The 25,230-nt window shown below is 31.1% G+C and carries 27 protein-coding genes; 2 read left to right on the forward strand and 25 right to left on the reverse strand.

Features of this window, described 5'->3' with window-relative positions; genetic code table 11:
- Positions 1–119: 119 nt before the first annotated feature.
- The 14 genes from LQ682_RS11030 to LQ682_RS11095 all read right to left on the reverse strand — a co-directional run bounded on the left by LQ682_RS11030 (position 120) and on the right by LQ682_RS11095 (position 14,860).
- A complete protein-coding gene (locus LQ682_RS11030; protein WP_016998852.1) occupies positions 120–1,115 on the reverse strand; it encodes a LysM peptidoglycan-binding domain-containing protein in 996 nt (331 codons plus the stop codon).
- Between the two features lie 285 nt (positions 1,116–1,400).
- Positions 1,401–1,634, reverse strand: coding sequence for a hypothetical protein (locus LQ682_RS11035; protein WP_016998851.1), 234 nt, complete (start codon positions 1,632–1,634; stop codon positions 1,401–1,403).
- Between the two features lie 17 nt (positions 1,635–1,651).
- Positions 1,652–2,593, reverse strand: coding sequence for a mannose-6-phosphate isomerase, class I (gene manA, locus LQ682_RS11040; RefSeq protein WP_064204176.1), 942 nt, complete (start codon positions 2,591–2,593; stop codon positions 1,652–1,654).
- 195 nt (positions 2,594–2,788) lie between these two features.
- Complete coding sequence (locus LQ682_RS11045) at positions 2,789–4,318, reverse strand: AbgT family transporter (protein WP_239705991.1); 1,530 nt, start codon at positions 4,316–4,318, stop codon at positions 2,789–2,791.
- Between the two features lie 451 nt (positions 4,319–4,769).
- The gene (locus tag LQ682_RS11050) at positions 4,770–5,462 is read right to left on the reverse strand and encodes a FadR/GntR family transcriptional regulator (RefSeq protein WP_064204178.1); all 693 of its coding nucleotides are present in this window, start codon (positions 5,460–5,462) and stop codon (positions 4,770–4,772) included.
- Positions 5,463–5,535: 73 nt separating this feature from the next.
- Positions 5,536–5,910, reverse strand: coding sequence for a dihydroxyacetone kinase phosphoryl donor subunit DhaM (gene dhaM / locus LQ682_RS11055; protein ID WP_016998848.1), 375 nt, complete (start codon positions 5,908–5,910; stop codon positions 5,536–5,538).
- Between the two features lie 3 nt (positions 5,911–5,913).
- Complete coding sequence (gene dhaL, locus LQ682_RS11060; RefSeq protein WP_064204179.1) at positions 5,914–6,489, reverse strand: dihydroxyacetone kinase subunit DhaL; 576 nt, start codon at positions 6,487–6,489, stop codon at positions 5,914–5,916.
- 12 nt (positions 6,490–6,501) lie between these two features.
- On the reverse strand, positions 6,502–7,467 hold the full coding sequence (gene dhaK, locus LQ682_RS11065) for a dihydroxyacetone kinase subunit DhaK (protein WP_016998846.1): 966 nt from the start codon (positions 7,465–7,467) through the stop codon (positions 6,502–6,504).
- 189 nt (positions 7,468–7,656) lie between these two features.
- Positions 7,657–9,309: a glycoside hydrolase family 13 protein gene (locus LQ682_RS11070; protein ID WP_239724232.1), complete on the reverse strand. Its 1,653-nt coding sequence runs from the start codon at positions 9,307–9,309 to the stop codon at positions 7,657–7,659.
- 2 nt (positions 9,310–9,311) lie between these two features.
- The gene (locus tag LQ682_RS11075; RefSeq protein ID WP_064204181.1) at positions 9,312–10,328 is read right to left on the reverse strand and encodes a LacI family DNA-binding transcriptional regulator; all 1,017 of its coding nucleotides are present in this window, start codon (positions 10,326–10,328) and stop codon (positions 9,312–9,314) included.
- 14 nt (positions 10,329–10,342) lie between these two features.
- On the reverse strand, positions 10,343–11,185 hold the full coding sequence (locus LQ682_RS11080; protein WP_064204182.1) for a sugar ABC transporter permease: 843 nt from the start codon (positions 11,183–11,185) through the stop codon (positions 10,343–10,345).
- Positions 11,185–12,453, reverse strand: a complete 1,269-nt coding sequence (locus tag LQ682_RS11085) for a sugar ABC transporter permease (protein ID WP_070044881.1) — start codon at positions 12,451–12,453, stop codon at positions 11,185–11,187. The genes LQ682_RS11080 and LQ682_RS11085 overlap by 1 nt, the downstream gene beginning before the upstream one ends.
- A 15-nt stretch (positions 12,454–12,468) precedes the next feature.
- Positions 12,469–13,722 (reverse strand): extracellular solute-binding protein, encoded by a 1,254-nt coding sequence (locus LQ682_RS11090; RefSeq protein ID WP_016998840.1) that lies wholly within the window; start codon positions 13,720–13,722, stop codon positions 12,469–12,471.
- A 37-nt stretch (positions 13,723–13,759) separates the two neighbouring features.
- Positions 13,760–14,860 carry an ABC transporter ATP-binding protein gene (locus LQ682_RS11095; RefSeq protein WP_239724234.1) on the reverse strand — a complete coding sequence of 367 codons (1,101 nt, stop codon included), beginning with the start codon at positions 14,858–14,860 and terminating at the stop codon, positions 13,760–13,762.
- Positions 14,861–15,105: 245 nt separating this feature from the next.
- Between LQ682_RS11095 and LQ682_RS11100 the strand changes: the two genes are divergently transcribed.
- On the forward strand, positions 15,106–15,567 hold the full coding sequence (locus tag LQ682_RS11100) for a MarR family winged helix-turn-helix transcriptional regulator (RefSeq protein WP_016998838.1): 462 nt from the start codon (positions 15,106–15,108) through the stop codon (positions 15,565–15,567).
- A complete protein-coding gene (locus tag LQ682_RS11105) occupies positions 15,560–16,996 on the forward strand; it encodes a YhgE/Pip domain-containing protein (RefSeq protein ID WP_016998837.1) in 1,437 nt (478 codons plus the stop codon). The genes LQ682_RS11100 and LQ682_RS11105 overlap by 8 nt, the downstream gene beginning before the upstream one ends.
- 271 nt (positions 16,997–17,267) lie before the next feature.
- On the opposite strand, the gene LQ682_RS11110 is transcribed toward LQ682_RS11105, so the two are convergent.
- The 11 genes from LQ682_RS11110 to LQ682_RS11160 all read right to left on the reverse strand — a co-directional run bounded on the left by LQ682_RS11110 (position 17,268) and on the right by LQ682_RS11160 (position 25,101).
- The gene (locus LQ682_RS11110) at positions 17,268–18,281 is read right to left on the reverse strand and encodes a zinc-binding alcohol dehydrogenase family protein (RefSeq protein ID WP_016998836.1); all 1,014 of its coding nucleotides are present in this window, start codon (positions 18,279–18,281) and stop codon (positions 17,268–17,270) included.
- Positions 18,282–18,305: 24 nt separating this feature from the next.
- Positions 18,306–18,746, reverse strand: coding sequence for a GNAT family N-acetyltransferase (locus tag LQ682_RS11115; protein ID WP_016998835.1), 441 nt, complete (start codon positions 18,744–18,746; stop codon positions 18,306–18,308).
- 30 nt (positions 18,747–18,776) lie between these two features.
- A complete protein-coding gene (locus LQ682_RS11120) occupies positions 18,777–18,980 on the reverse strand; it encodes a DUF1272 domain-containing protein (protein ID WP_016998834.1) in 204 nt (67 codons plus the stop codon).
- Positions 18,981–19,227: 247 nt separating this feature from the next.
- Entirely contained in the window at positions 19,228–19,689 is a 462-nt protein-coding gene (locus LQ682_RS11125) for a DinB family protein (RefSeq protein ID WP_239724236.1), read from the reverse strand.
- 225 nt (positions 19,690–19,914) lie between these two features.
- The gene (locus LQ682_RS11130) at positions 19,915–20,475 is read right to left on the reverse strand and encodes a class I SAM-dependent methyltransferase (RefSeq protein ID WP_064204188.1); all 561 of its coding nucleotides are present in this window, start codon (positions 20,473–20,475) and stop codon (positions 19,915–19,917) included.
- 297 nt (positions 20,476–20,772) lie between these two features.
- Positions 20,773–21,165: a 30S ribosomal protein S9 gene (gene rpsI / locus LQ682_RS11135; protein ID WP_016998830.1), complete on the reverse strand. Its 393-nt coding sequence runs from the start codon at positions 21,163–21,165 to the stop codon at positions 20,773–20,775.
- Positions 21,166–21,184: 19 nt separating this feature from the next.
- Positions 21,185–21,622, reverse strand: coding sequence for a 50S ribosomal protein L13 (gene rplM / locus LQ682_RS11140; protein ID WP_016998829.1), 438 nt, complete (start codon positions 21,620–21,622; stop codon positions 21,185–21,187).
- A 217-nt stretch (positions 21,623–21,839) separates the two neighbouring features.
- Complete coding sequence (truA, locus tag LQ682_RS11145) at positions 21,840–22,634, reverse strand: tRNA pseudouridine(38-40) synthase TruA (protein ID WP_135021092.1); 795 nt, start codon at positions 22,632–22,634, stop codon at positions 21,840–21,842.
- 10 nt (positions 22,635–22,644) lie between these two features.
- Complete coding sequence (locus LQ682_RS11150) at positions 22,645–23,442, reverse strand: energy-coupling factor transporter transmembrane component T family protein (protein ID WP_016998827.1); 798 nt, start codon at positions 23,440–23,442, stop codon at positions 22,645–22,647.
- Positions 23,432–24,298, reverse strand: a complete 867-nt coding sequence (locus tag LQ682_RS11155; RefSeq protein ID WP_194201523.1) for an energy-coupling factor transporter ATPase — start codon at positions 24,296–24,298, stop codon at positions 23,432–23,434. The genes LQ682_RS11150 and LQ682_RS11155 overlap by 11 nt, the downstream gene beginning before the upstream one ends.
- Entirely contained in the window at positions 24,295–25,101 is an 807-nt protein-coding gene (locus LQ682_RS11160) for an energy-coupling factor transporter ATPase (protein ID WP_194201522.1), read from the reverse strand. Before LQ682_RS11160 ends, LQ682_RS11155 begins: the two co-directional genes overlap by 4 nt.
- Positions 25,102–25,230 lie beyond the last annotated feature (129 nt).

The following is a 25,230-nucleotide window of genomic DNA, read 5'->3' on the forward strand; positions in this document are numbered from 1 at the left end:
TTATTATACTAATCATATTTTTTACATGACATTAATATTAACATTGTATAAGACATTAGCATCCGTGTCTATGTTTACACAAGTAAAAACTGAGACATTATATATGCCTCAGTTCAAGATTAATGTATAAAATTATAACTTGGTACGAGTGAAGCTGGTACAGTTCTGTATGTTAATACACCAGGTGAAGATGTAAAATTCATTTCTGATACTTGAATACTACCGTCATTATTAATGCGTTCAACAAATGAAACATGACCGTAATAACCAGCAGAAGATTGTAAAATCGAACCTACAGCAGGTTTATGATTTACTCTATATCCATCTTTAGCTGCAGCGCTAGCCCAGTTGTTCGCATTCCACCAATATGTGCTTATTGGTTTACCGATTGCTTTACGTCGATTAAATACGTGCCAAGTACATTGACCCCAATCATATAAATTTTGGTGGTAGAACATAGGAGGTGTATAGCTACCAGTGTTATTAGAGCTTGATTGTCCACCACCTGTTGACACTGAACCACTTACTTTTAATTTTTGTCCCGGATAAATAATGAAATTTGATAAACCATTTAAAGACATTATTTTTTGATATGTTGTACCATATCGAGCAGCAATTACTGATAATGAATCTCCTGATTTAACCGTATAAGTAGTTGTACTAGTAGATGTGTTTGATGAACCCGTATTATTTGAACTTGAACTACTAGAAGTCCCTTTTACTTTTAATTTTTGGCCAGGATAAATAATTGTATTATTCAACCCGTTTAAAGACATTATTTTTTGATATGTTGTGCCATATTTACCAGCAATTACTGATAACGAATCCCCTGATTTAACCGTATAGTATGTTGTTGATGACGTTGAAGTCGATCCTGTATTCGTATTAGACGAACTAGAAGAACCAGGTACTTGAATGATTTGATTCGGAAAAATTAGATTAGAGCTTAATTTGTTTAAGCTTTTAATTTTTGCGATAGTTGTATTATGTTTTTCAGCAATTAACCAAAGTGAGTCTCCGCTCTTAACTTTATATGATGCAGCTTCAGCACTTTGTGATGTTAAAGCTACTGCTACAGAAGCACCTACAAATGCTGTTAATGTCTTCTTCTTCAAAATTAGTTACCTCCATTATCTTACATTTTTATATAAAGATATTAATTCTTCCTAATTATACACTGTTATGGCGCAATTTTATATTACAGTTTTATTTCATTTATATTAATAGAATTATAGAAAAATTCTTTTAAAGACAATTAATTTTTTTATTTATATGATGAGAATACACTGTAAAATTGAAATAAATGACAATATAACAATTTAAATCTGCACAAAAAAACTGTCGTCAAAGTTATTAACTTTACGACAGTTTAAATGTATATTACAAAACTAATAATCTATTTATTGAAGTATTAACGATAAACCGGCTAATGTTGGCATTAAATTAACTAGAACGCCTCCGATTTTCAACCCCATTGTTATTTCTTTATCTTTAAAAGTACTAATAGCTAATATTAGCCCAATTAAAGCAATAATAAATGGTATCACTGGATTTGGATATTTTGGCTGTTCAAAAAATATTCCTAGACCAGCTATAACGGCACAAACAAGTGATAAATATAAGAATTTTTTCATATTAGTATAACTCCTATCTAGACGTAACTTACTATAACTTCTAGTTGCCCGTTAATGTGATTATCTAAATCATCAGCCGTTAATATGAGGTGACTTCCCGTTGACACTTCATATACATTTCCGTCTGTTATGATTTCACCTTCCCCAGAAATAATACTCACTAAGCAATAATCTCTAGGTTTTCTGAAGTTAAATGTACCTTCTATTTGCCATTTCGTAACAGTGAAAAAGTCGCTTTCTACAAGCATTTGACCTTTTTGTTCATCAGAATCTATTCTCACAGGTGCTACATTTGGGCTTGTTGGTCCTATATTGATAACATCAATACTTTTATCAAGATGTAATTCACGTTCCTTACCATCTCGCTCAATTCTATCGTAATCATAAATTCTGTAAGTAGTATCTGAGTTTTGTTGCGTTTCTAGTATCATAATACCTTCTCCGATTGCATGCACTGTACCACTTGGCACATAGAAAAAGTCTCCCTTTTCAACTTTAACGCGCTTGAATAAATGATCCCAATCTTCATTTTGAATATATTCTTCAAGCTGTTCTTTCGAATTTGCATAAGTTCCATATATAATTTCTGCGTCTTCTTTTGCGTCAAGAACATACCAGCACTCAGTTTTACCAAACTCACCATTTTCATGTTCGTGTGCATATTCATCATCTGGATGAACTTGTACAGATAATTTTTGGTTTGCATCTAATATTTTCGTAAGCAATGGAAATTTCTTTTCTGAAGGATTTCCAAATAATTCAGGATGTTCTTCCCAAACCTTATCCAATGTTTGACCTTCGTAAGCTCCATTGGCAATAACATTAGGTCCATTTTGATGCGCTGAAATACCCCAACATTCCCCAATATTACCATCAGGAATGTCGTAGCCCATTTTTTCTAAATTACGTCCTCCCCAAATACGCTCTTTAAATACGGGTTTTAATACTAATGGAGACATTTAATCATCCTTTTCTTTTTTGTCGTTAAAAATATATGTAAGTTCAATTAATTAAATTAAATATATACCCTTCGTGATTGTACCATATAGTGCTTTACTTATGAAATACTGAAATGGCAGTGGGACGGAAATCTCATTTTTCTAAAAAGACTTCATAGCCTCATCCTAGAAAGAATGAGACTACATTTTAACTTATTATTTACTCCAATATATATCTCCACCAGGTCCTAATGGTAAACCTAGTAAGAACCATATAATCATAAATATAGGCCAAACGATCGCCAATACAATCGAATATGGCATTAAACTAGAAATTAATGTTCCAAGTTTCATATTCTTATCATATTTTTGAGCATATGATAGTAATAGTGGTAAGTAAGGCATCATCGGTGTTATTGGATTTGTGATTGAATCTCCTATACGATAAACCAACTGTGTAAACGCGGGATGATATCCTAATAACATAAACATAGGTATAAATATTGGTGCTAATATCGCCCATTTTGCGGATGCGCTACCTATTAGCAAGTTAATTAAACAACTTAATAATATTAATCCTATTATTAACACTACACCATTTTGACCTTGTAATAATTCTGCGCCTTTAACTGATATAACTACACCTAGCTTGCTCCAATTTAAATACGCTAATAATTGTGAAGCAAAAAATACAATTACAATAAAACTTCCCATTGTCGCCATTGAATCAGTTAACATTTTCCCTAAATCTTTTGTATTTTTAAGTTTACCTGACATAATTCCATAAACAAAACCGGGAACAAAGAAAACAACAAGAATGATTATACCAACACCATCCATTAGTGGCGATTCTTCGATTAAGCTTCCAGTTTTAGCGTTTCTTAGCCAGCCATTTTCAGGTATTGATAAAGCTAATAAAATAACTATAACCGCAAAGAAACTCCAATTAGCAAACTTTAATGCTTTGTTTTCTTTAGATGTTATTTCATTATCATCACTTGAACTATCTGTTTCTTCTTTATATGTACCTAGACGTGGTATAACAATTTTCATACTTACAAAATAAATTGCTGGTAATAAAATGATAGAAGATGCTGCTATAAAATACCAGTTCATAGCTACGTTCAACGAAATATCTTTGCTAATAATTTCAGCTGCTGGTTTGGTAAATGCATAAACAAGCGCATCACTCATACCTAAAGTTAAATTAGCTGCAAACGCCCCTAAGGCAGAAGCATATGCCATCGCTAAACCAGCTATCGGATGATAACCAAGTTTAATAAAAACTAATGCCGTCAAAGGTGGTAAAACTACTGGAGCTGCATCTCCAGCAGCATTCCCAATAATACCTACAAATATAATAATGGGTACTATAATTTTCTTAAGCGCTTTATTAACTATCATTATCATTAATTTATCAAAATATCCTGTTTTTTCTGCTACACCTATTCCAAGCATAACTGCAAGTACAAGGCCTAATGCTGGGAATTCGGAAAAGTTTGTTATAGATTCACTTAATATTTTAGAAAAACCTTCTCTAGAAATTAGATTTGTTACTTCTACTGTTTTTCCTGTACCTGGGTTTTCTACTTTTATATTGAACAAAGATACAAACCAAGATAGTACAATTAATCCTACACATAAAAGGAAAAATAATATACTTGGATCTGGCAATCGGTTTCCTGCTTTTTCTATGAAGTTTAAGAATCTATTAATAATAGAAACTTTTCTCTTTGTCTGATTCATAATAGCCCCCTTAATATAAGAAATTAGAAATATTATATCATAAAATATCTATATATTTTGAAGTTTCTGACGATTTGTAATGTATGATTTTATTATTTATATAAAATCTATTTATTCGGTATAATTTGGATATTATTTTTTTAATAATTAATATTGCTAAACTCTTGAAGGAACCTTATACTTAAGATACAAATATTAAATTGTAATAAGCTTTTTCATTATTGCAATGATAAGTTACAGTTTATTATTTTACTGTGAGAAGTCTTTATATATGATTATGAAATGGAACGGATGGGTTATACATACCCAAAGCGATAAGCATCCTGAAGCTTATCGCTTTTTATTTTTATAAATAGTATATATAACGAATAGAGGCCGAGACAAATGTCTCGGCCTCTTTCGGTTTATTGAGCAAGTGTTTCGCCTCAAGCTTATTTAATATCATTAATCATCATCTAATGTGTTTTAATACTGCGTTTTCAACTTCAGACAAATGAAATGCCATTTTTTCTTCAGCTAATTTACTATTTTGACTTTTTATAGCTTCGTATATATCTTTATGTTCATTATAGAGCTTCTCAATCGATTTGCTTTTTGTATATAAATATATTCTTCTTGTTTCTTTCATAGTATGTTGCATTAATTCTGATACATTGCGCAATAGCTGTTTTAACATGTAATTATTTGAAGCATCTGCAATAGCAAGATGGAATCTTAAATCTGAAGCTTCTCCTAATTCATTTTTTTTAATTGCTACTTTCATATCAAAAAGTGCCGCTTCAATTTCCTTAAGATTATTTTCATCACGATTAGATGCTGCCAATCTTGCTACACCAACTTCAACTATATTACGTACTTCTAATAAATTTTCGATGTCTTCCACATTAGCATTAATTGCTTCAAGATTAAATTTTGTTTCTTCTCTATTTATAACAAAAGTTCCTTGTCCATGTTTAATATCGACATATCCCATTGCTCGTAAAGCATTCAACGCTTCTCTAATAGTAGCTTGACCAACACCAAAACTCTCAGATAATGCTTTGATTGACGGTAATCGATCACCAGGATTTATACGACCTTCGTTAATATCAAATATGATGACATCTGCAACTTTTTCATATAATTTCTGATTCGATATTTTCATTTTTTATTTCTCCACCTTGTAAAATCATTAGTAGAGCAATTATATCATTTTATATTTTTGACTTGATCACATTTTAAGATTTTTTAGAAAATTCCCTTTCAATGCTTGAAATTGCTTCTTCTAATGTTGCTCCTGTTGATAATGATACGCTCGCTAGAAATGCTCCTTCAACAATAGGCCCGTCAACTTTATATAATTTGTAATCGCCTTCGTATAAATCAATAGCCATTTCCAAGTTCATTTCTGCTGACCCAATATCGTAAAATAACAATGCATCTTCTGTCAGTTCATCGATGATTTCGTTAACTGTATCGATACTTGTTCCTATCTCACCTTCATTATTTCCGCCTTTAGCAATTACTGTTACATCTGGTGACATTTGTGCTAACAAATCTTTCACACCTTGTGCTATATCTTTACTATGACTAATAATTCCTATTGTCGCCATTTTCTACACATCCTCACTTAAAGCATTCAATACAAATACCATACTCTGTGCACCTGGATCGATATGTCCAATTGAATCCTTTTTGAAATATGCTGCTCTACCTTTAGTAGCTTCTAAATCTTTCGTATCATCTGCAAATTGTTGTAATTGTTCTTTACTTATAGATTGATTGTTTTCTAAGTACTCAGATGTTTTTTGTAGCACATCATACATCGTTTTTTCGCCACCAGAAACTTTACCTCGTGTTGCTACAGCATTTTTAAATTCATCAATGTATTCTTTCAAATTATCTTGATTAATTTCATCATAGTTAAGAGAAGCCATTTTTACAAAACTAAATCCATAGAGTGGACCAGACGCCCCTCCTACAGAACTCATTAATGTCATACCTGTTGATTTCAAAACTTCATTCAACGTATTCCCAGAAATTTTCTCGTCAACTGCTTTGAAACCTCTCAGCATATTAACGCCATGATCCCCGTCACCAATTGCTCTGTCTAAGTCTGTTAAAAGTTGTTCTTCTTGTTCAAAAGTATTTCTTAAATCTTTTAATTTTTTAGTTAATAAATCTGCATCCATGGATAAATCCTCCTATACGAAATATTTACTTTCTGTCGGTGCATCAAAAGCATCGCGATATTCATCATCATAAGGTACTAAAGTAATAGAAAAACCTTGCATATCTAAAGCTGTCATATAATTACCGATTAAATATTTTTCGATATTTAATTCATTTTTTTTAGCATATTCATTAAAGTAATGTGAAACAATCGCTAATTCAGAATCTGGAGTTGCACCCATGCCATTAATCATTACGATTAATGTTTTATCTGATATTTCTTTCTCTAATTCGTGCATTAACCTTTTAATAATTTCATCGATTGGTTCAATGTCCTCTTGATATATACCACGTTCACCATGAATACCGATTCCTATTTCCATTTGATTCTCTTTTAAATCAAAACCGTATTGACCAGTAGTTGGTACTAAACAAGGATAAATAGCCATACCAATTGTTCTTATCTTTTCGATAAATGTTTCTGTTCTACTCTTTATATCAGCGAGATTGAATCCATTATCGGATAAGAAACCTGCATATTTATGGACTAAGACTGTTCCGGCCACACCTCTTCTATCTTCTATGTTTTCGATAGATATATCATCTCTCACCACGATTGACTCACAAGAGATACCTTCCATCTCAGCCATTTCTTGCGCCATCTCAAAATTCATTACATCCCCTGCATAATTTTTCACTATTAAAAGAACACCTTCATCTGTAGCTACATGTTTGATTGCTTCTAAAATTTTATCAGGAGTAGGAGATGTAAACACTTCACCACATACAGCTGCATCTAACATACCCTCTGCCACATAACCAGCATGAGCAGGTTCGTGGCCTGAACCTCCTCCAGAAACTAAAGCAACACCTTTTGTTTTTAGTTTTTTTCTTACTACTACATTTTCACTTATTATTTCAACCGCATCATCCATTATTTCAATGCCTTTTAACATATCAGCAACAAAATTTGTTTTTTCTTTCATTAATTTCTTCATACTATGACCTCCCGATTGAATTCTATTACCTCAATACTATTATAAAACGTTTAAGGTAGTAAGCGTTAACAATATGGATATATATAAAATCCATACACAAGAGACATTATCAAGAATTCGTATTAGCTGCATTGAATAATACGTTATTCTATAAAAGTCATGTTATGCATGGATTTTATACTAAGTTATTTATTTTATTTGATACACTCTTGTTTCAAAAGGTTTTAACTTTTGTGTTTTTTCAATATCTCTATAATTATTCAGTAATAAATCATAATCTTCAATTTTAAAAGCTTTAGATATATCTGCTTCTTCACTAGTTAAATTACACATTATAATAACTTGATTGTTATCAAGCTTTCTCTTATAAGTATAAATTTGTGGATGATATTCATCTACTAATTCATAAACACCATAATTAAATACATTATTAGATTTTTTAAGTTTAATTAGCTTTTTATAGTAACTTAAAATTGAATCTTCATCTTCTAATTGTTGTTCAACATTTATACTTTTATAATTAGGATTTACATGGAACCAAGGTCTTTCTTTTGAAAATCCTGCATAATCAGTTTGGTTCCATTGCATCATTGTTCTCGAATTATCTCGATTTACTTTACTGAAATCATGTAATAATTGCTCTACGTTTTCTCCATTTTCTTTTTTTAATCTAACTTCATTTTTGACTGATACATCATTAAATTCTTCTAATGATTGGAATGGATAGTTAGTCATACCTATTTCTTGTCCTTGATATATAAATGGCGTCCCTTTTTGTAAGAAATAATTCGTCGCATGACTTGTCGCACTTTCATACCAATAATGTTGATCGTCTCCCCACGTTGAAACAAGTCTTGGTTGATCGTGGTTTTCAATAAATAAAGCATTCCAACCCTTACCTTCTAATTGGTTTTGCCATTTGGTCATAACTTCTTTATATCTTTGAATGTCGAACCCTGCATCTTCAGTATTCCATAATCCTAAGTGCTCAAATTGAAATATCATATTAAATATTCCATTTTCAAACCCGACCCAATTTTCAGCATCATATGGAGAAACACCGTTCGCTTCACCGACTGTCATGATATCATACTTATTAAAAGTTTCGTCTCTCAGCTCTCTTAAATGTTCTAAAATACCTGGCCTATTTGTATATCGATCGAACGCAGGTTTAAAATTCGTTTCATTTTCAGCATATTCAATATCACCATCTTCAAATGATTTTTGAATATGTGTAATGGCATCTACTCTAAATCCATCAATTCCTTTATCAAACCACCAATTAATCATCTTATATAATTCTTTTCTAACATCTGCATTTTCCCAGTTAAGGTCTGGCTGTTTTTTACTAAATATATGCAAATAATATTCATCAGTTTCATTTGTTTTTGCCCATGCAGAACCATTAAAAATACTTCCCCAGTTATTGGGCTCTTTATTATTATTTCCTTCTTTCCAAATATACCAATCTCTCTTAGAATTTTTTTTACTGGATTTTGATTCTATAAACCATGGATGTTCATCTGAAGTATGATTTATAACTAAATCTAAAATTAATTTCATACCGAGATCATGCGTTTCTTCTAGTAATAAATCAAAGTCCTCCATCGTACCGAATTCTTCCATTATATCTTGATAGTCACTTATATCGTAGCCATTATCATCATTAGGTGACGTAAAAATTGGAGAAACCCAAATTACATCAATTCCTAAATCTTTTAAATAACTTAATTTCTCTCTTATGCCGTTAATATCACCTATCCCATCGTCATTAGAATCTTTAAAACTTCTTGGATAAATTTGATAACAAACAGCTTCTTTCCACCAAATACGCTCTTCCATATTTAAACATTCTCCTGTCTTTTTGTAGATGCTCTTTCTATAATCTCAGTCGGTATAATAGTGTTTTTCTTAATTATATGTGGATCTTCTATTAATTTAATCATGGCTATACCTGCTTCTTCCCCTAAATATTCAGGATGAATATTTACAACTGTTTGGGGTGGCGAAGCAGATTCATTAATGAAAGAATCATTAAATGTTGCAGTCATTACATCATCAGGAATTCTTATATTGTAGTGATACAAAGCACTTAATAAATTTATATTTAACATGCTATCTGATGTAATAATTGCGCTTGGAAATACTTCTTGTTCCTTCATTTTCTTAACGACTTCCATAATTTCATTTCTTTCAGGTCGTGCATTAAAAATATGAAATTCATTAACATTATTTTTTATGCAAACCCTTTTAAACCCTTCAATTCGATCTATTGCCACTGCATACGAATCTGGTTCAGCAATAAAAGCTAAATGGTTATGTCCCTTATCTATCATAAACTGCGTCATTAATTCGCTCGCTTCAATATTATCGTTATCAATATGAATAATATCTCGTTCTTGTAGTTGCTTGCCTATAACAACAAACGGGAATTTATTTTTTTTAAGTAATTTTATAATTGGATCATTTTCTTTTGAATACAGCATGATAAATCCATCAATAGATTTAGATTTCATTAAACTTTCTACTTCTGCGATTAATTCTTCTGACTCAATCGCAGTGGTCATAATCGTAGAATACGCTCTTTTTTTACATGCGATAGATATGCCCATCAATACATCGGTAAAGAACGGATTTTGAGTCATTTCTTTAGATGCTGTCTTTAAAATTAATCCTATTGTTTTTGTTTTTTGAGTTACAAGTGTTCTTGCAGCTACATTAGGTTCATAACCTAATTTTCGCATAACAGCTTTTACTTTTTTCGATGTATTTTCACTGATGCTTTTATGACCGCTTATTACTCTTGAAACTGTTGAAGGGGCTACATTAGCCTCTTTTGCGACATCTTTAATTGTAACCACAAAACCACTCCTTATTATCCTTTAGTTGCACCTGCAGTTAATCCAGTGACTAAATATCTTTGTAAAAGTAAAAATACGATTGAAATTGGGATTGCTATCATCATAGCACCTGCAGCAAAAACTGTGAAATTATTACCGAACTGGTCATTTATAAAATTAAATAATCCAACTGCCAATGTATATTTTTCAGGACTTCTTAATAAGATTCTAGGTAATATAAAGTCCATGAATGGTCCCATAAAATTAAACAGTGCTACTACTGCTAATATCGGTTTAGCTAAAGGTAACATAATTGTGAAGAATATTCTCATATGCCCAGCACCATCCATTTTGGCTGACTCATCTAATTCTTTTGGTATTGTATCAAAATACCCTTTCACTAAAAACGCATTCATCGGTATTGATCCACCGATATAGATCAAAGTTAGCCCAAATAATGAATCTAAAAGACCGATAGTATTTAACAAGATATAAATAGCTACCATCGCCATTAAAACAGGAAACATTTGAAGTATTAAAAATGCTATTAACCCATATTTTCTACCTACAAATCTATATCTTGAAAAAGCATAAGACGTTAAACCTACAAATATAACTGAAAATAATGCATTTGCAGTCGCAACGATTAATGTGTTTTTATACCAAGTTAAATAATCACTAGAAGGATCTGTTAATAAAAATATATAGTTTTTTAGCGAAGCATCTTTAGGTATCATACTTGATCCATATAAATTTGAACCCGAGTTTAAAGATAATCCTAATGTCCATAATAACGGATAAATAATGATAATAAACATAACAGCCAAAATACTATACATCAAAATAGCTCTTAATATATTTTTGTTTTTCTTATTCATTAAATATCCCCCTCATCTTTAAACGTACTTGTTTTTCTAAATTGTATAAATGCAATTATTGCGATAAATATCCCAATAATTAATGAAATAGTAGCTGCCATATTATAGTTTTGCATATCGAATGTTAAGCGATAAACCCATGATATTAATATATCTGTACTTCCTGCGTTTTGGCCTGATACTGGCGGTCCACCTTTATTAAATAAATATATAAGGTTAAAGTTATTAAAATTACCTGCATATTGCATAATCAATAACGGAGCAGTTGCAAACAAAATATGAGGAAATGTTATGTTTCTAAATTTCTGCCAACTCGAAGCGCCATCCATATCAGCTGCTTCATACCAATCTGATGAAATACTTTGTAATACACCAGTAAATAAAGCAAATACAAAAGGAAACCCTAACCATACTTGAATGAATATCAAAGCTATTTTCGCCCAAAATGGATCGTTTAACCACGCTGGTGCTATACCTAATAAGGGTTGCAATATATCATTATTTATTGAACCAAAATCATCGTTAAATATTGCTGCAAATATTAAAATAGTAACAAATGATGGTACTGCCCATGGAAGAATCAATACTGTTCTAATTAATTTTTTAAACTTTACCAACGGGTGATTTACAATTATAGCCAACAATAATGCCAACACAATTTGTAAAGTTGTAGCTACTAGTGTCCATACAATTGTCCAAGTTAATACATTAAAAAAAGTTGTCTTCCAAATAGGAACAGTTAATAACGATTTAAAATTATCAAAGCCAACCCATTCTAATAAATTTCTAGGAGGTGCATTATATAAATTATAATTCGTAAAAGCTAAAAAACACATAAATAGTAATGGAAATACTACAACAAAAATTAATAAAAAAACACCTGGTGAAATCAATAAATAAGGGAATGTTTTATCCCATGTTGCAACCATACGTCCTTTACTATCTTTAATTTCGTGACCTCGGTTATATTGTTCGGCGTTTCTATATGCATCGATTATATTTACAACGTAAAGTGTGATAGCAAATGCTATAAGTATGAGGGATATAATCCCTTGCGCTAACAATACTCTTGAATCATCTAGTTTTGGCACTGTACCAAGCGTAAATAATCCCCAAAATCCAATGTTCATAAACTGATAAAAAACACTTATAAAACTAATAAAAAATATAATAAAAATACTGCCTTTTATGTATCTTTTATTATAAAATTGTCCAACACCTGGAATAACGGACAATATCCCAGCTAATTTAGGATTTCTATTCTTCATATTTGACACCTTCTTTTATTTTTTAGATGCATTCATAATTTTCACCTGTTCGTCTATATTACTTTTTGCTTCATCTAATGCTTCTTTTGAATCTTTCCCATTTGACATAAATATCGCTGCATTTCCCATAGGATCCCAGACCTGACTCATTTCTGGAATATTAGGCATTGGAACAGCATTTTGTGCTTGTTGCTCATATGGTCTTAGAAGTTCATTTTTAGATGAAACATCTGTACGTCCTGTAATTTCTTGCATATCGTCAGTATATTTCTGCATGTTCTTTTGATTTGTTAGAAATAATAATAAATCTTTAGCCCAATATTTCTCCTTACTGTACTCTGATATAAACCAACCACGAACACCTAAAAATGGTTTCATTTGTTTGCCATTATCTTTAGGTAAAATCGCTGTACCAAAATCGTCACCTAATTCTTCTTTAAACTCTGAAGTTTGCCATGGACCAGTCACAAACATGCCAACTTTTCCTTCTTTAAATAAACCAACAATGACATCTTGATCTGCTGACTTTGTGATATAACCTTTTTCATACCATGATTGCAGTCTTTTGCCACTTTCTACTACAGCTTTATCATTTACTGCTACATCTGTAGTATCAAACCCGTTATCTTTTTCTTTAAAAATGTATCCGCCTTGTGAAAATAAAAATGGGTAATTAAAGTAAAAGTTTTTAGCATCAAACATGAAACCATATTGTTTTTTATCTTTATCAGTTATGTTTTCAGCAATTTTTTCTACATCTTCCATAGTCTTTGGTGGTGTTTTTACAAGCTTTTTATTATAAACGACAGCCGTTGATTCAACTATTACTGGTAATGCTAATTGTTTACCTTCGTAGTTTAATGCATCTAATGCATCTTTTGAATATCCTTCAAGTTCTTCTTCTGTAAAATCAATTTCTGCTGCCAATCCTTGTAAGTATGCATCTCCTGCTCTATCCTGAGGTTGAAAGAATAAATCAGGTCCTTTTCCAGAGGGGCCATCTAAAGATAAATTGTCAACTTGGTCATCTTGTGCAGTGTTTTTTAGAATAATTTCTATTCCTGTTTTTTTAGTGTATTCTTTCGTTACTTCTTTATAGAAAGACATTTGCCTATCTCCATCAACCCACATTGTTAACGATTCAGGTTTTGAAGTCTTTTCATCATCATTTAAAGCTTTATCAATATCTTCTTGTGTACGTTTTGGACCACAACTTACTAATAACGTAACAACTAGTATCACTGAGCAAAATTTTATTATTCGCTTCATATACTCTCCTTCTTTCAAGTGTTAATTTGACACTGATTTAATTTTTTATTTTTTCTCCGGTTTCTTTATCTAAGAAATGACATTTATTTAAATCGATGGCTAATTCAATTTCTTCATTAGGATTTACTACTGTTCTTGCATCTAATTTCGCTGAAAATTCAATGTCACTAAACAAACCATGTATCATTATTTCTGAACCTAATAATTCACTTACTAATACTTTTGTTTTGAATGTTGTATCCCGATGTGCTGATATAAATATTGGTTCATCGTGAATATCTTCTGGTCTTATACCAAATCTTATGTCTTTCCCATCATAACCAGCATTTGTTAATAATCTTGTCTGTCTCTCATTCAACTTAATCACTTGATCGCCTATTTCTAAGTTATCTTGATTTATTTTTGCATCGAAAATGTTCATTGCAGGTGAGCCAATAAATTGAGCAACAAACTCATTTTCTGGCGAATCATACACTTCTCTTGGTGTACCTATTTGCATGATATCTCCATCTTTCAATACAACGATGCGACTTGCCATTGTTAATGCTTCAGTTTGGTCATGTGTTACGTAAATTGTTGTCGTTTGTAGACGTTCATGTAATTTCAAAATTTCAGTCCTCATTTGAACACGTAATTTTGCATCTAAATTAGATAAAGGTTCATCCATTAAAAATACTTTAGCATCTCTAACAATCGCTCTACCTAAAGCTACTCTTTGTCTTTGTCCACCAGATAAAGCTTTAGGCTTTCTCGGTAAAAATTCTTTTAAACCTAAAATTTCTGCAGCATATTGTACCCTTTTGTCTATTTCTTTTTTATTCATTTTTCTAAGTTTTAAGCCAAAAGCCATATTATCGTATACTGTCATATGTGGATATAAAGCATAATTTTGAAATACCATCGCTATATCTCTATCTTTAGGTGCTACATCGTTCATTCTTGAACCATCAATAGAAAATTCTCCATCCGTTATATCTTCTAGCCCTGCTATCATCTTTAATGTTGTTGATTTGCCACACCCTGACGGACCGACAAACACTATAAATTCTTTGTCTTTAATATGTAAATTAAAATCATTAACCACCGTATTTCCTTTATCATAGGTTTTCTTAATATTTTCTAATTTTAAATCGGTCATATGATTCCCTCCGTTAATTGAAATCGCTTTCATTTTTAAATATAAACTTATCATATGTGTAATTTAACAATTTGTCAATGAATTTTACGCAAACGTTTGCATTTATATTTATATACATATATTAGCTTTATAAATACATATCTATAATCTAGCGCAAACGTTTGTTTTAATAATGTATTTTATTGTTGCAATTTTAGTTCATAGGGTGTACTATATGAAAAGTAATAAGTTCAGGAGGTGTACTAATGGAAAATAATGAATTAAAAAAAGCATTTAACCTATTTCAAGAATCTATTGTTAACATTCATAGCGAAGTAGCAAAAATTTTAAATAAGTCTGGGTTAGATGAAGTAATCTCTAAAGAACAATTTCAAACTCTAAAAATTATTAAAGAATCTCCTAAATGTACATTTAGCTTTATAGCTCAAAGACAAGGTGTTTTTAAAACAGCAATATCTAACAGAATTAATAAACTAAAGCATTTAGATCTTATTTCAATCCAACAAGGTGAAGATAAAAGAGAAAAATCTGTATTGCTAACTGAAAAAGGATTATCTCTTGTTAGTCGTACTGAAGATATAATCTATGAAACTTTTAGTCGTAAATTATCTTCTCATTTCTCTGATCAAGAAATCATCACATTCGTTAAACAGCTCCAAAAAGCAAACAATCTTATAACTGGAAAGGATAATGCTAAACATGTTTGATGATATAAAAAACTTATGGACACATAAATTTATGCTCATTTCTTTAATAGCAATCATGCTTTTACCGCTTATTTATAGTTCTGTATTCGTGGGGTCTTTGTGGGATCCTTATGGTAAAACTGACGAATTAAAAATATCAATAGTCAATTATGATAAAGGCGGCGAAATTAATGGTGAGAAGACGAATATAGGTAATGACGTCGTTGATAAATTAAAGGATAATGATAAATTCAAATGGGAGTTTGTAGAACAATCTACTGCAGATAAACATTTAGAACGCGGTGAATCTTATGCAGTTATAACAATACCTGAAAATACAACTAAAAACGCTGGGTCCATGTTAGATAAATCTCCAGAAAAAATTGATTTAAATATTAAAACAAACCCTGGATATAGTTATACTGGTTCTCAAATTGCAACTAAAGCAGTAACAGCAGTTGAAGATAACCTAAGTAGTTCTATTCGAGACAAATACATTACAGAAGTATTTAATGGCATGAATAAACTTACAGATGGTTATAAAGATACCTCTAAAGCTTTAGGACAAATGTCTGATGCAGAATCCCAACTTATAGATGGTAATCAACAAGTTGAATCTGGGTTAGAACAAATGGCACCTATGGCCGGAGCTCAAGGAGAGCAACTTCTACAAGGTAGTAAGCAAGTATCACAAGGTCTAAACGAACTACAAGCTAATAATAATAAATTGAAAGATAATATTGATAAAGCTATTAAACAGTCTGAAGGTCAATATTTTAATAAGAAAAATACAGATTCCATCAATAAACCAGTTAAATCAAGTGAAAACGACTTAACTGAAGTAGATAATTATGGTCAAAGTTTCGCACCATATATTCTTGCATTAAGCTTATATGTCGGAGCAGTAGCCTTTGCTGCAGTTTATCCAATAGATAAACGTATGGGAGATTCAACAGGAATCAAATGGTGGTTAAGTAAATTTGTTATTTATTTCTTACAATCTGTAGGTTCAGCACTCGCACTAGCAGTACTATGTCTATATATATTTGATATGGATATCGCCAACCATGGATATTTCACACTGACACTTCTATTATGGAGTTTAGCAGCTTATATGATTGTTACTTTTTTAACTGTAGTATTAGGTAATATCGGTAAATTCTTAGCAATCATATTATTAATTTTACAGTTAGGTTCAAGTGAAGGTACTTTCCCTATTCAATTATCAGGCAAGTTCTTCCAAGACTTACATCCATTTTCTCCAATGAGCTATGTCATTAAAGCATTAAGAGAAAATATATTTAACTTTACAAGCGACGTAACGTACTTACAATCTATGTTGATTATTGGAAGTATCGCAATTGTCTTTGCATTACTATCAATGCTTGTTTATACAATACGTTCTAAATATCCAAACTTTAGACGTAAAGCAAACGAAAACGATTATTAATATAGCTACGTATCCCTATTTAAAAAGAAGCTGGAACATTATAAATGTTCCAGCTTTTTTGATTTTAGGTTAGAAAAAGTAAATTCGTGAGTCTATTTAATCGTAAATCCAACAAGAGAGGATCTATTTGGATTTTCGGCGTAATTAATCCAATAAAATGGGCTTTACTTGGATTTTCGTCTTAGTTAATCCAATAACAATATATTCTATCCAAAAAAGAGCCAGAGATTTATATCTCAAGCTCTTTTTTTAATATATTTCTTAACTATATTTATTTTTCTTCATAGTCTATTACAATTTTACCTATACTATTTCCTTTTTCTATCATTTCATGAGCTTTTGTAATTGTTTCTACAGTTAAGCCTTTTAATGTTTGATAATGTGTTGTTTTAATAGAGCCTCTATCTATTAATTTCATCAATTCACTTAAATATTTATGATGTTGTTTCATATCTTCAGTTTCATATTTAGGTCTTGTAAACATAAATTCAAATGAAAATGAAACACTTTTATCTTTTAATAAATTTAAATCTACTTTATCCATAAAATTAACTAACGCTACAATTTTACCTCTAGGCTTTATCATTTCTGCCATTACTGCAAAGTATTCATCACTATTATGCGTATCAAAAATATAATCTACTTCATTGATACGGTGAGCTTTTAATTCATCTGGTAAATGGTGTTTATGATTTAATACAATATCAGCGCCCATTTTTTCAGACCATCTTCTTGTTTCTTTTCTAGAAGCTGTAGTGATTACAGTTAAACCTAGATGTTTTCCAATTTGAGTTGCTATTGAACCAACACCACCAGCTCCATTAATAATCAGTAATTTCTTCCCTTCATTATCTTCAGGGTTTGTTGATATATTTAACCCTTCGCATAGCGCTTCAAACGCTGTAAGTGAAGTTAAAGGTAATGCAGCAGCTTCTACATTGGATAAATGTTCTGGTTTAATACTTACTAGTCTTTCATCAACGAGTTGATATTCTGCATTAGAACCTTGTCTTATGTTAGATCCTGAGTAGTATACTTCATCTCCAACATGGAATAATTCAACATCATTTCCAACCGCTTCTACAACACCTACTGCATCATAGCCTAATACTTTGTAATCATCGTAGTTTGCCGTTCGTAACTTTGTATCTACTGGGTTAATACTTGCTGCTTTTACATTTACAAGTATATCTTTACCTTCAGCTTTAGGCGTAGGTAAGTCTAATTCTTCAAAACCGTTTTCTTCATTTAAATCAAAGCCATTTTTAAATCCAATTGCTTTCATTTAATCCCCACCTCTTGTTTTATTTTATAAAGGCTTACTATAATAGTTATGATCTTCATCTAAAACCATACCTAATTTTTGATATAGTTTGTTTCCAGCTACATTTGTTTTCTCAGTCTCCAAATACATTATCTCATACCCATTTTCTTTACCATATTGAAATGCTTGGTTCATGAGTTTCTCTCCAACGTGTTTACCACGTGCTTGCTCAGTAACAAATAAATCATTAATAATAAGTAGTTGTGACATTTTCATCGAAGAAAGCATCGTATATAATTGTATAAATCCAATAACATCATTTTCTTCTTCAGCTATAAATATAGTAGCATTTTTATTTTTTAAATTATTATACAGAAATGTATTAGCCTGTTCTTTATTAGATTTTTTCCCCGCATGAACACGATATGCATTAAAAATTGGTACAATTCGTGAAATGTCATCTTCGTTAATTTTTACGATATTCAATTGTATATCCCCCTGTTTATCTATAAAAATTTATCTATCACTCATAATTGTGTTTTCATCAGCTTTAAGTTTCGGTCTTACTACAAGTTCGCCACTACATTCTGGGCAAACATAATATAGATTTTCTGCACAATCACGGCAAAAAGTATGTTCTTTAACACAAATAAAAGCATTACTTTTTTCATGGAAAACATAATCGCAATTGTCGCATTTTGTTTTCATTTCCAATACCATCTCTATCACTCCATTATTGTATGTTAATATTGATTATAATTATCATATCATTTTTTAGTATTTAATATTAATATGAAGGTGATTATATTGGAAAAAGAACTTGTCGGTAAATGTAAGATTTGTCAAAAGAATATTTATTGTAACAGTGGTTTTATAGAAGGTATTGTTTTAGAAGATAAGACATTAATTTGTTTTAAATGTACAAAAAAACAGGCTGAGACATAATTAAATGTCTCAGCCTAATTAATTATACACCTTGATCGAGTTTATCCATCATAGTTTTCATCAATTTTATTTGTCCAGTATGGTAATTAGTATGCGTAACACCAAAAGGTATTGTTTCAGCAAAAGTTGTCATATTAGCTAATGGCTCATTTCGTTTACGATCTAATTGGTCATCTACAATATTTAATATTCTGTCTAATTGTGTATTTAAAATACCTTTTAGTTCTTTAAATGTTGGTTCAGCGCCAGTAAAGCTTTGAGGTGAAGTACCAGGTGCAAATGACTTTCCTAATTCAGCCCCTAAAGTATTCTCTTCCTCAGTCGTACCAAAAACAAATGTTTCATTCGCAACTATGATATGACCTAGCTGCCACTTAATATTATTATTAGCCAAGTCTAACTGAAAGTCTGCCTCTTTCTCATCAATATCTTTTATAATATTTGATAACATATTATAAGAAATTTCAAACTGTTCTTTTAGCATATAAATCTTCCCCCTATTATTATTTCATTAATATGAAATATCTCCTCATGATTTGGAAGTTAATCAAGTGACTTTCTACTTTATCTTAATATCCTATATACAACATAACTTGTTATAGCATATGTATCAAGAAACAGGCTTTATTACATGACTGTATAGGGAGTATAATTTTATCGTATATTATTTAACCAATAGCCAATCTAATATATCTAGAAAACTTTTAGCTTATATATTCTTTTCTGCTACAACTATATAAACAGGCTGATTAGCAATTTTACCTTCTGGATAAAATACATCTACTTTATCAAATCCTGCATCTCGAACTTGTTCTACCATATCTTCTGACGAGACTCTTGGAGCTTTTGTTAAATCTAGCTTTTCTAATTCAATACATAGAAATACGCCTTTATTTTTTAAGACTCTATATATTTCATTTAAAGCCTGCGAAAGTGGACTTACTTCATGCAGTGATATTGATGCAATTGCTCTATCGAATGTTTCGCTACTTAATTGAATATCTTTAAAATCTGATACCAGTGTTTCAATATTCGTAATTTCTTTTTCCTTAGATTTTTTATCTAAATAATTTAAAATGTCTTTATCAAAATCAATTGCAGTTACTTCATCTACGTACTTAGATATTGGAAGACTTATATACCCTACTCCAGCTCCAAGATCTAATACTTTATCCACTTTATTTAGAGAAATAAATGATAGTATATCTTCTACTGGAATTCTTTGTATCGTCTCTAAGTTATTGATTTTCTTTGTTAATTTTTGATTCATTAAAATACCTCCTCAAATAGATAAAACAGAATTTATATATAAATTTAATTATGTTTCTTTGCTTATATCGTGCTTTAATAAAATTTAATTTTAATGCAGTAATTTACCTTTCAAAGATATTAAAGACTTTTTATATCTTTGATTGAATCATATTAACACCAGATATAATACAAGTCAACTTGGAGGTTTAGAGATTTTAATATATTTTATATAATGATAAAAATATTTATTAGTTAAGTATAAAAAAATCCCATAAGCATTTGCTTATGGGATTCAAAATAATATTGGTAAACAATATTAACGTTTTGAGAATTGTGGTGAACGACGAGCGCCTTTAAGACCAGGTTTCATACGTTCTTTCATACGTGGATCACGAGTAAGTAATCCTGCGCGTTTTAATGAAGCACGGTATTCTGGGTCAGCTTCTAACAATGCACGTGCAATTCCGTGACGGATAGCTTGTGCTTGTCCTGTTAAACCGCCACCTTGAACGTTTACTAAAACATCATAGTTTCCTTTAGTTTCAGTTACTTCAAATGGTTGGTTTAAATCTAAAATTAATGATTCAAATGGTAAGTAGTCACGTACGTCACGTTTGTTAATTGTTATGTTACCTTCACCAGGTACTAAACGTACACGTGCTACTGAATGTTTACGACGGCCTGTGCCTTGATATTCAACTTGTGCCAATGTAGTATCCTCCTCTTAATTAACCACGTAACTCGTAGTTTTCAGGTTGTTGTGCAGCATGTGGATGCTCTGCACCAGCATATACGAATAATTTTTTACCTTGTTTTTCACCAAGTTTATTATTTGGTAACATACCTTTGATAGATGTTTCTAATAAACGAACTGGGTTTTTCTCTTTTAATTCACCAGCTGAAATTGATTTGATTCCGCCTGGGTGATTTGAGTGACGGTAGTAAATTTTATCTTGTTCTTTGTTACCTGATAAGTAGATTTTGTCAGCATTGATAATTATAACATTATCTCCTGTATCAACGTGTGGTGTATAAGTTGCTTTATGTTTACCGCGTAAGATTGATGCGATTTCTGATGATAAACGACCTAACGTTTCTCCTTCAGCATCAACAACAAACCATTTGCGATCGATGTTTGCTTCATTAGCCATAAATGTTTGACGCATTATAGTGTCCTCCTAAATTTTAAAAAAGTTCTGGTCAAGATGTATGAATTCGCCTGTACCAAAGAAAAAACATACATCTTATATTCCGTTATCTGATTCCTGCTTCTATATCTTAAAACACAATAAGATTCCGGGGCTTATCGTGGTGGTGATATAAAACAATACCGTTAACTATAATATAATTTATTTCGCTTTTTGTCAATTGATTTCAAACAATTTATATAGAGTTTTTCTTATGAATGTGAATGTGTTCTCCAAACTCTTCTTTGAGTTCTTCTTCGCTAAGATAAATTCTTTCTAAGTATAATCCATGTGCAGGTGCTGTATGTGGCACTTTATTACGATCTCTTTCTTCAAGTAATTTATGAATTTCCTGACCGCTTCTTTTCCCTTCACCTACAAGAATTAAATAAGCTACCATAACGCGTACCATATTATATAGAAAACCAGAACCTGTCACGATAAATTCAAAGCCTTCTTCCGTTTCTACAACTTCACTTTGATAAATTGTTCTTTCTTTGTTTTTTACTTCTGTCTTTTGTGAACAAAAACTTGTAAAATCATGTGTTCCTAAAAATGATTTAGCTGCTTCGTTCATTGCGTTTATATCGACCGGTTTCTTTTGTTGTACTTTTGTATCGTGTTCAAATACTTTTCTAGCTTCGTCTATATAAACTTTGTAACGATATTTTTTACCTACACAATGATATCGACAATGAAATGTATCACTGATTTGTTCTACGCTTTGAACATATATATCTTTTGGTAAAGCAGAATTAAATGCATACTGCCATTTATCTGGGGCGATACTCAACTCTGTATCAAAATGAAAATACTGCTCTATAGCGTGAACACCTTTATCCGTTCTACTAGAAGGATGAATTCTAACAAATGTACGGTGCATTCTTTTTAGAATTCTTTCAAATTCATATTGGACCGTTCTTTCATGGTGTTGTATTTGAAAACCCATGAATTGTCCTCCATGATATGAAATTTTCACTAACATCCTCAAAATAGGCACCTCAATTTCTTAATAAATATATAACAATTGCTATGATAATAATTGTTGATAATGCTAACGTATCTCTCATACGCCAATTTAAATTACGATATGTTGTTCTAACATTTGATGCATTATAACCTCTTGCTTCCATTGCTATTGCTAAGTCATCTGCTCTCTTAAAAGCCGAAATAAACATAGGAATTAATAAAGGTATAATAGCTTTAAATCTATTCATAATACTTCCAGACGTAACATCTGAACCTCTTGATGTTTGAGCCTTTATTATTCTTTCCAATTCATCCATTAAAGTAGGGATAAACCTTAAAGATATAGACATCATCATAGCCATTTCGTGAACTGGAAACTTTATTTTTTTTAACGGTCTTAGCATTGATTCTATTGCATCTGTTAAACTAATTGGGCTTGTAGTAAGGGTCATAATAGTTGAAATCATAACAAGTAACACAAGTCTTAATACAATAAATGTACCTTGTACTACACCATTTTGTTCAACTGTAAATATTTTAAAATCAATGAGCACAGGACCGCCTTTTGTTACGATTAAGTGCATGACGAATGTAAAGATAAATAGAATCATCACTGGAGTAAGACCTTTAATTAAAAACCAAAGTTTTATTTTTGATAAATACATAATGAATAAAACGGATAAAATCATGAAACAATAACTCAACCACGAATTACAAAAGAATATTAACACCATAAAAAGTAGTACAAAAATCATTTTCATTCGAGAATCAAGTTGGTGAATAATTGTATTACCAGGAATATAACGACCAATTATCAGTTTATCTGTCATGTTTCATCACCCACTTATCATACATATCTTTAAACATTTCTTCAGAAGTTGCAAGTTGATCAAATTGCATATTGTATTTGCGCTCAACAGCTTGTTGTAATTGGATGATTTTTGGAATGTCTAAATGTGCTTGTCTCACTAATTCTTCATTAGTAAAAATATTAATAGGTTTATCTTCAGCTATTAATTCTCCTGCTTTAATCACTTTCACTTCATCTGCGTATTTCAAAACGATGTCCATTTGATGAGAAATAAGTATTACTGTTATACCTAGGTCCATTTGTATTTTTCTGAACAAATCCATCATGTCTTGTTGTCCTTTAGGGTCTAAGCCCACTGTAGGCTCATCAAGGACTAATATCTCAGGTTCCATAGCTAGTACACCCGCGATAGCTATACGTCGTTTTTGGCCACCTGAGAGCTCGAATGGCGACTTCTTTAATAAAGCATGTTCCATACCTAATAAATCCATTAATTCTTCTGCTCTTTTAACTGCTTTATCTTTATCCATACCATAATTAAGTGGACCGAATATAATATCTTTTTCGACTGTATCTTCGAATAATTGATGTTCTGCAAATTGAAAAACGATACCAACCTTTTTACGAACAGGAGATAATTTCTTAGATTTTGTCTTTCTATTGATTTCTATTTCATCAATAGTTAACTGCCCTTCAGTTGGTTTTAATATTGCGTTTAAATGTTGGATTAGCGTAGATTTCCCCGACCCAGTCTGTCCTACAACTGCATAAAATCTCGATTCGTTAAAAGTGGTTGAAATATGATTTAACGCTCTATATTGAAATGGCGTTTTTAAACCATAGTCATAACTTACATTATTAAATATAATTTTCATAAGCGATTCACCAACTGTTCAAAAGATGAAAACGCGTAATTATTTAATAACAGGCTATTCATTCTCATTGCGAAAGGTAAATCTAATCCTATTTCAGTTAAATATGCCCCTTCTTTAAATATTTCTTCTGGGACATCTTGTTTATAAACTTTACCTTTATTCATAACGATAATTTCATCAGCTTCTACTGCTTCTTCTAAATCGTGTGTAATTGAAATGACTGTTAAGTGACGTTCATCTTGTATAGTTTTAATTAAATTCATGATGCTTCCTTTTCCTTCAGGGTCTAACATTGCTGTTGCTTCATCTAAAATAATGACATCTGGCGACATAGCTAAAATACCTGCAATTGCAACGCGCTGTTTTTGACCGCCTGACAAATGAGATGGCTCGAATGTCTTCATTTCTAACATACTTACTTCAGTTAATACTTGATCTACAATTGTATGCATAAGACTATATTCTATGCCTTGGTTCTCCATTCCAAACGCAACATCATACTCTACAGTAGAGCCTATAAACTGATTATCAGGATTTTGAAAAACGATACCGATATGTTTTCTAACTTCGTCGATATTTTCTTCAGATACTTTAATATCTTTTACAATAATATCTCCTTCATAATTATTGTTGATACCCATGAGCAATTTAGCAATTGTAGACTTACCTGAACCATTATGGCCAACGATTGATGTCCATTTACCGCGTTTTATATTAAATGTAACATTTTCCAATGCAGTAGGTTCATCTTCATCGTATTTAAATGTAACATTCGAGAACCTAATAATTTCGTTCTGCACCATCTATATTCATCCTTCGAAAATTAATTGTCTCTCTATTTGATAAAGTCCGTATAATTGTGTAAAAGTAAAAAGGCCATATAACAGTCCTTTTACGGTACAATGTTTTTAACGACAAAAACATACCCAGGA

Origin of the sequence: Mammaliicoccus sp. A-M4 (genome assembly GCF_022386955.1) — a bacterium.
GTDB classification, from domain to species: Bacteria; Bacillota; Bacilli; order Staphylococcales; family Staphylococcaceae; genus Mammaliicoccus; species Mammaliicoccus lentus.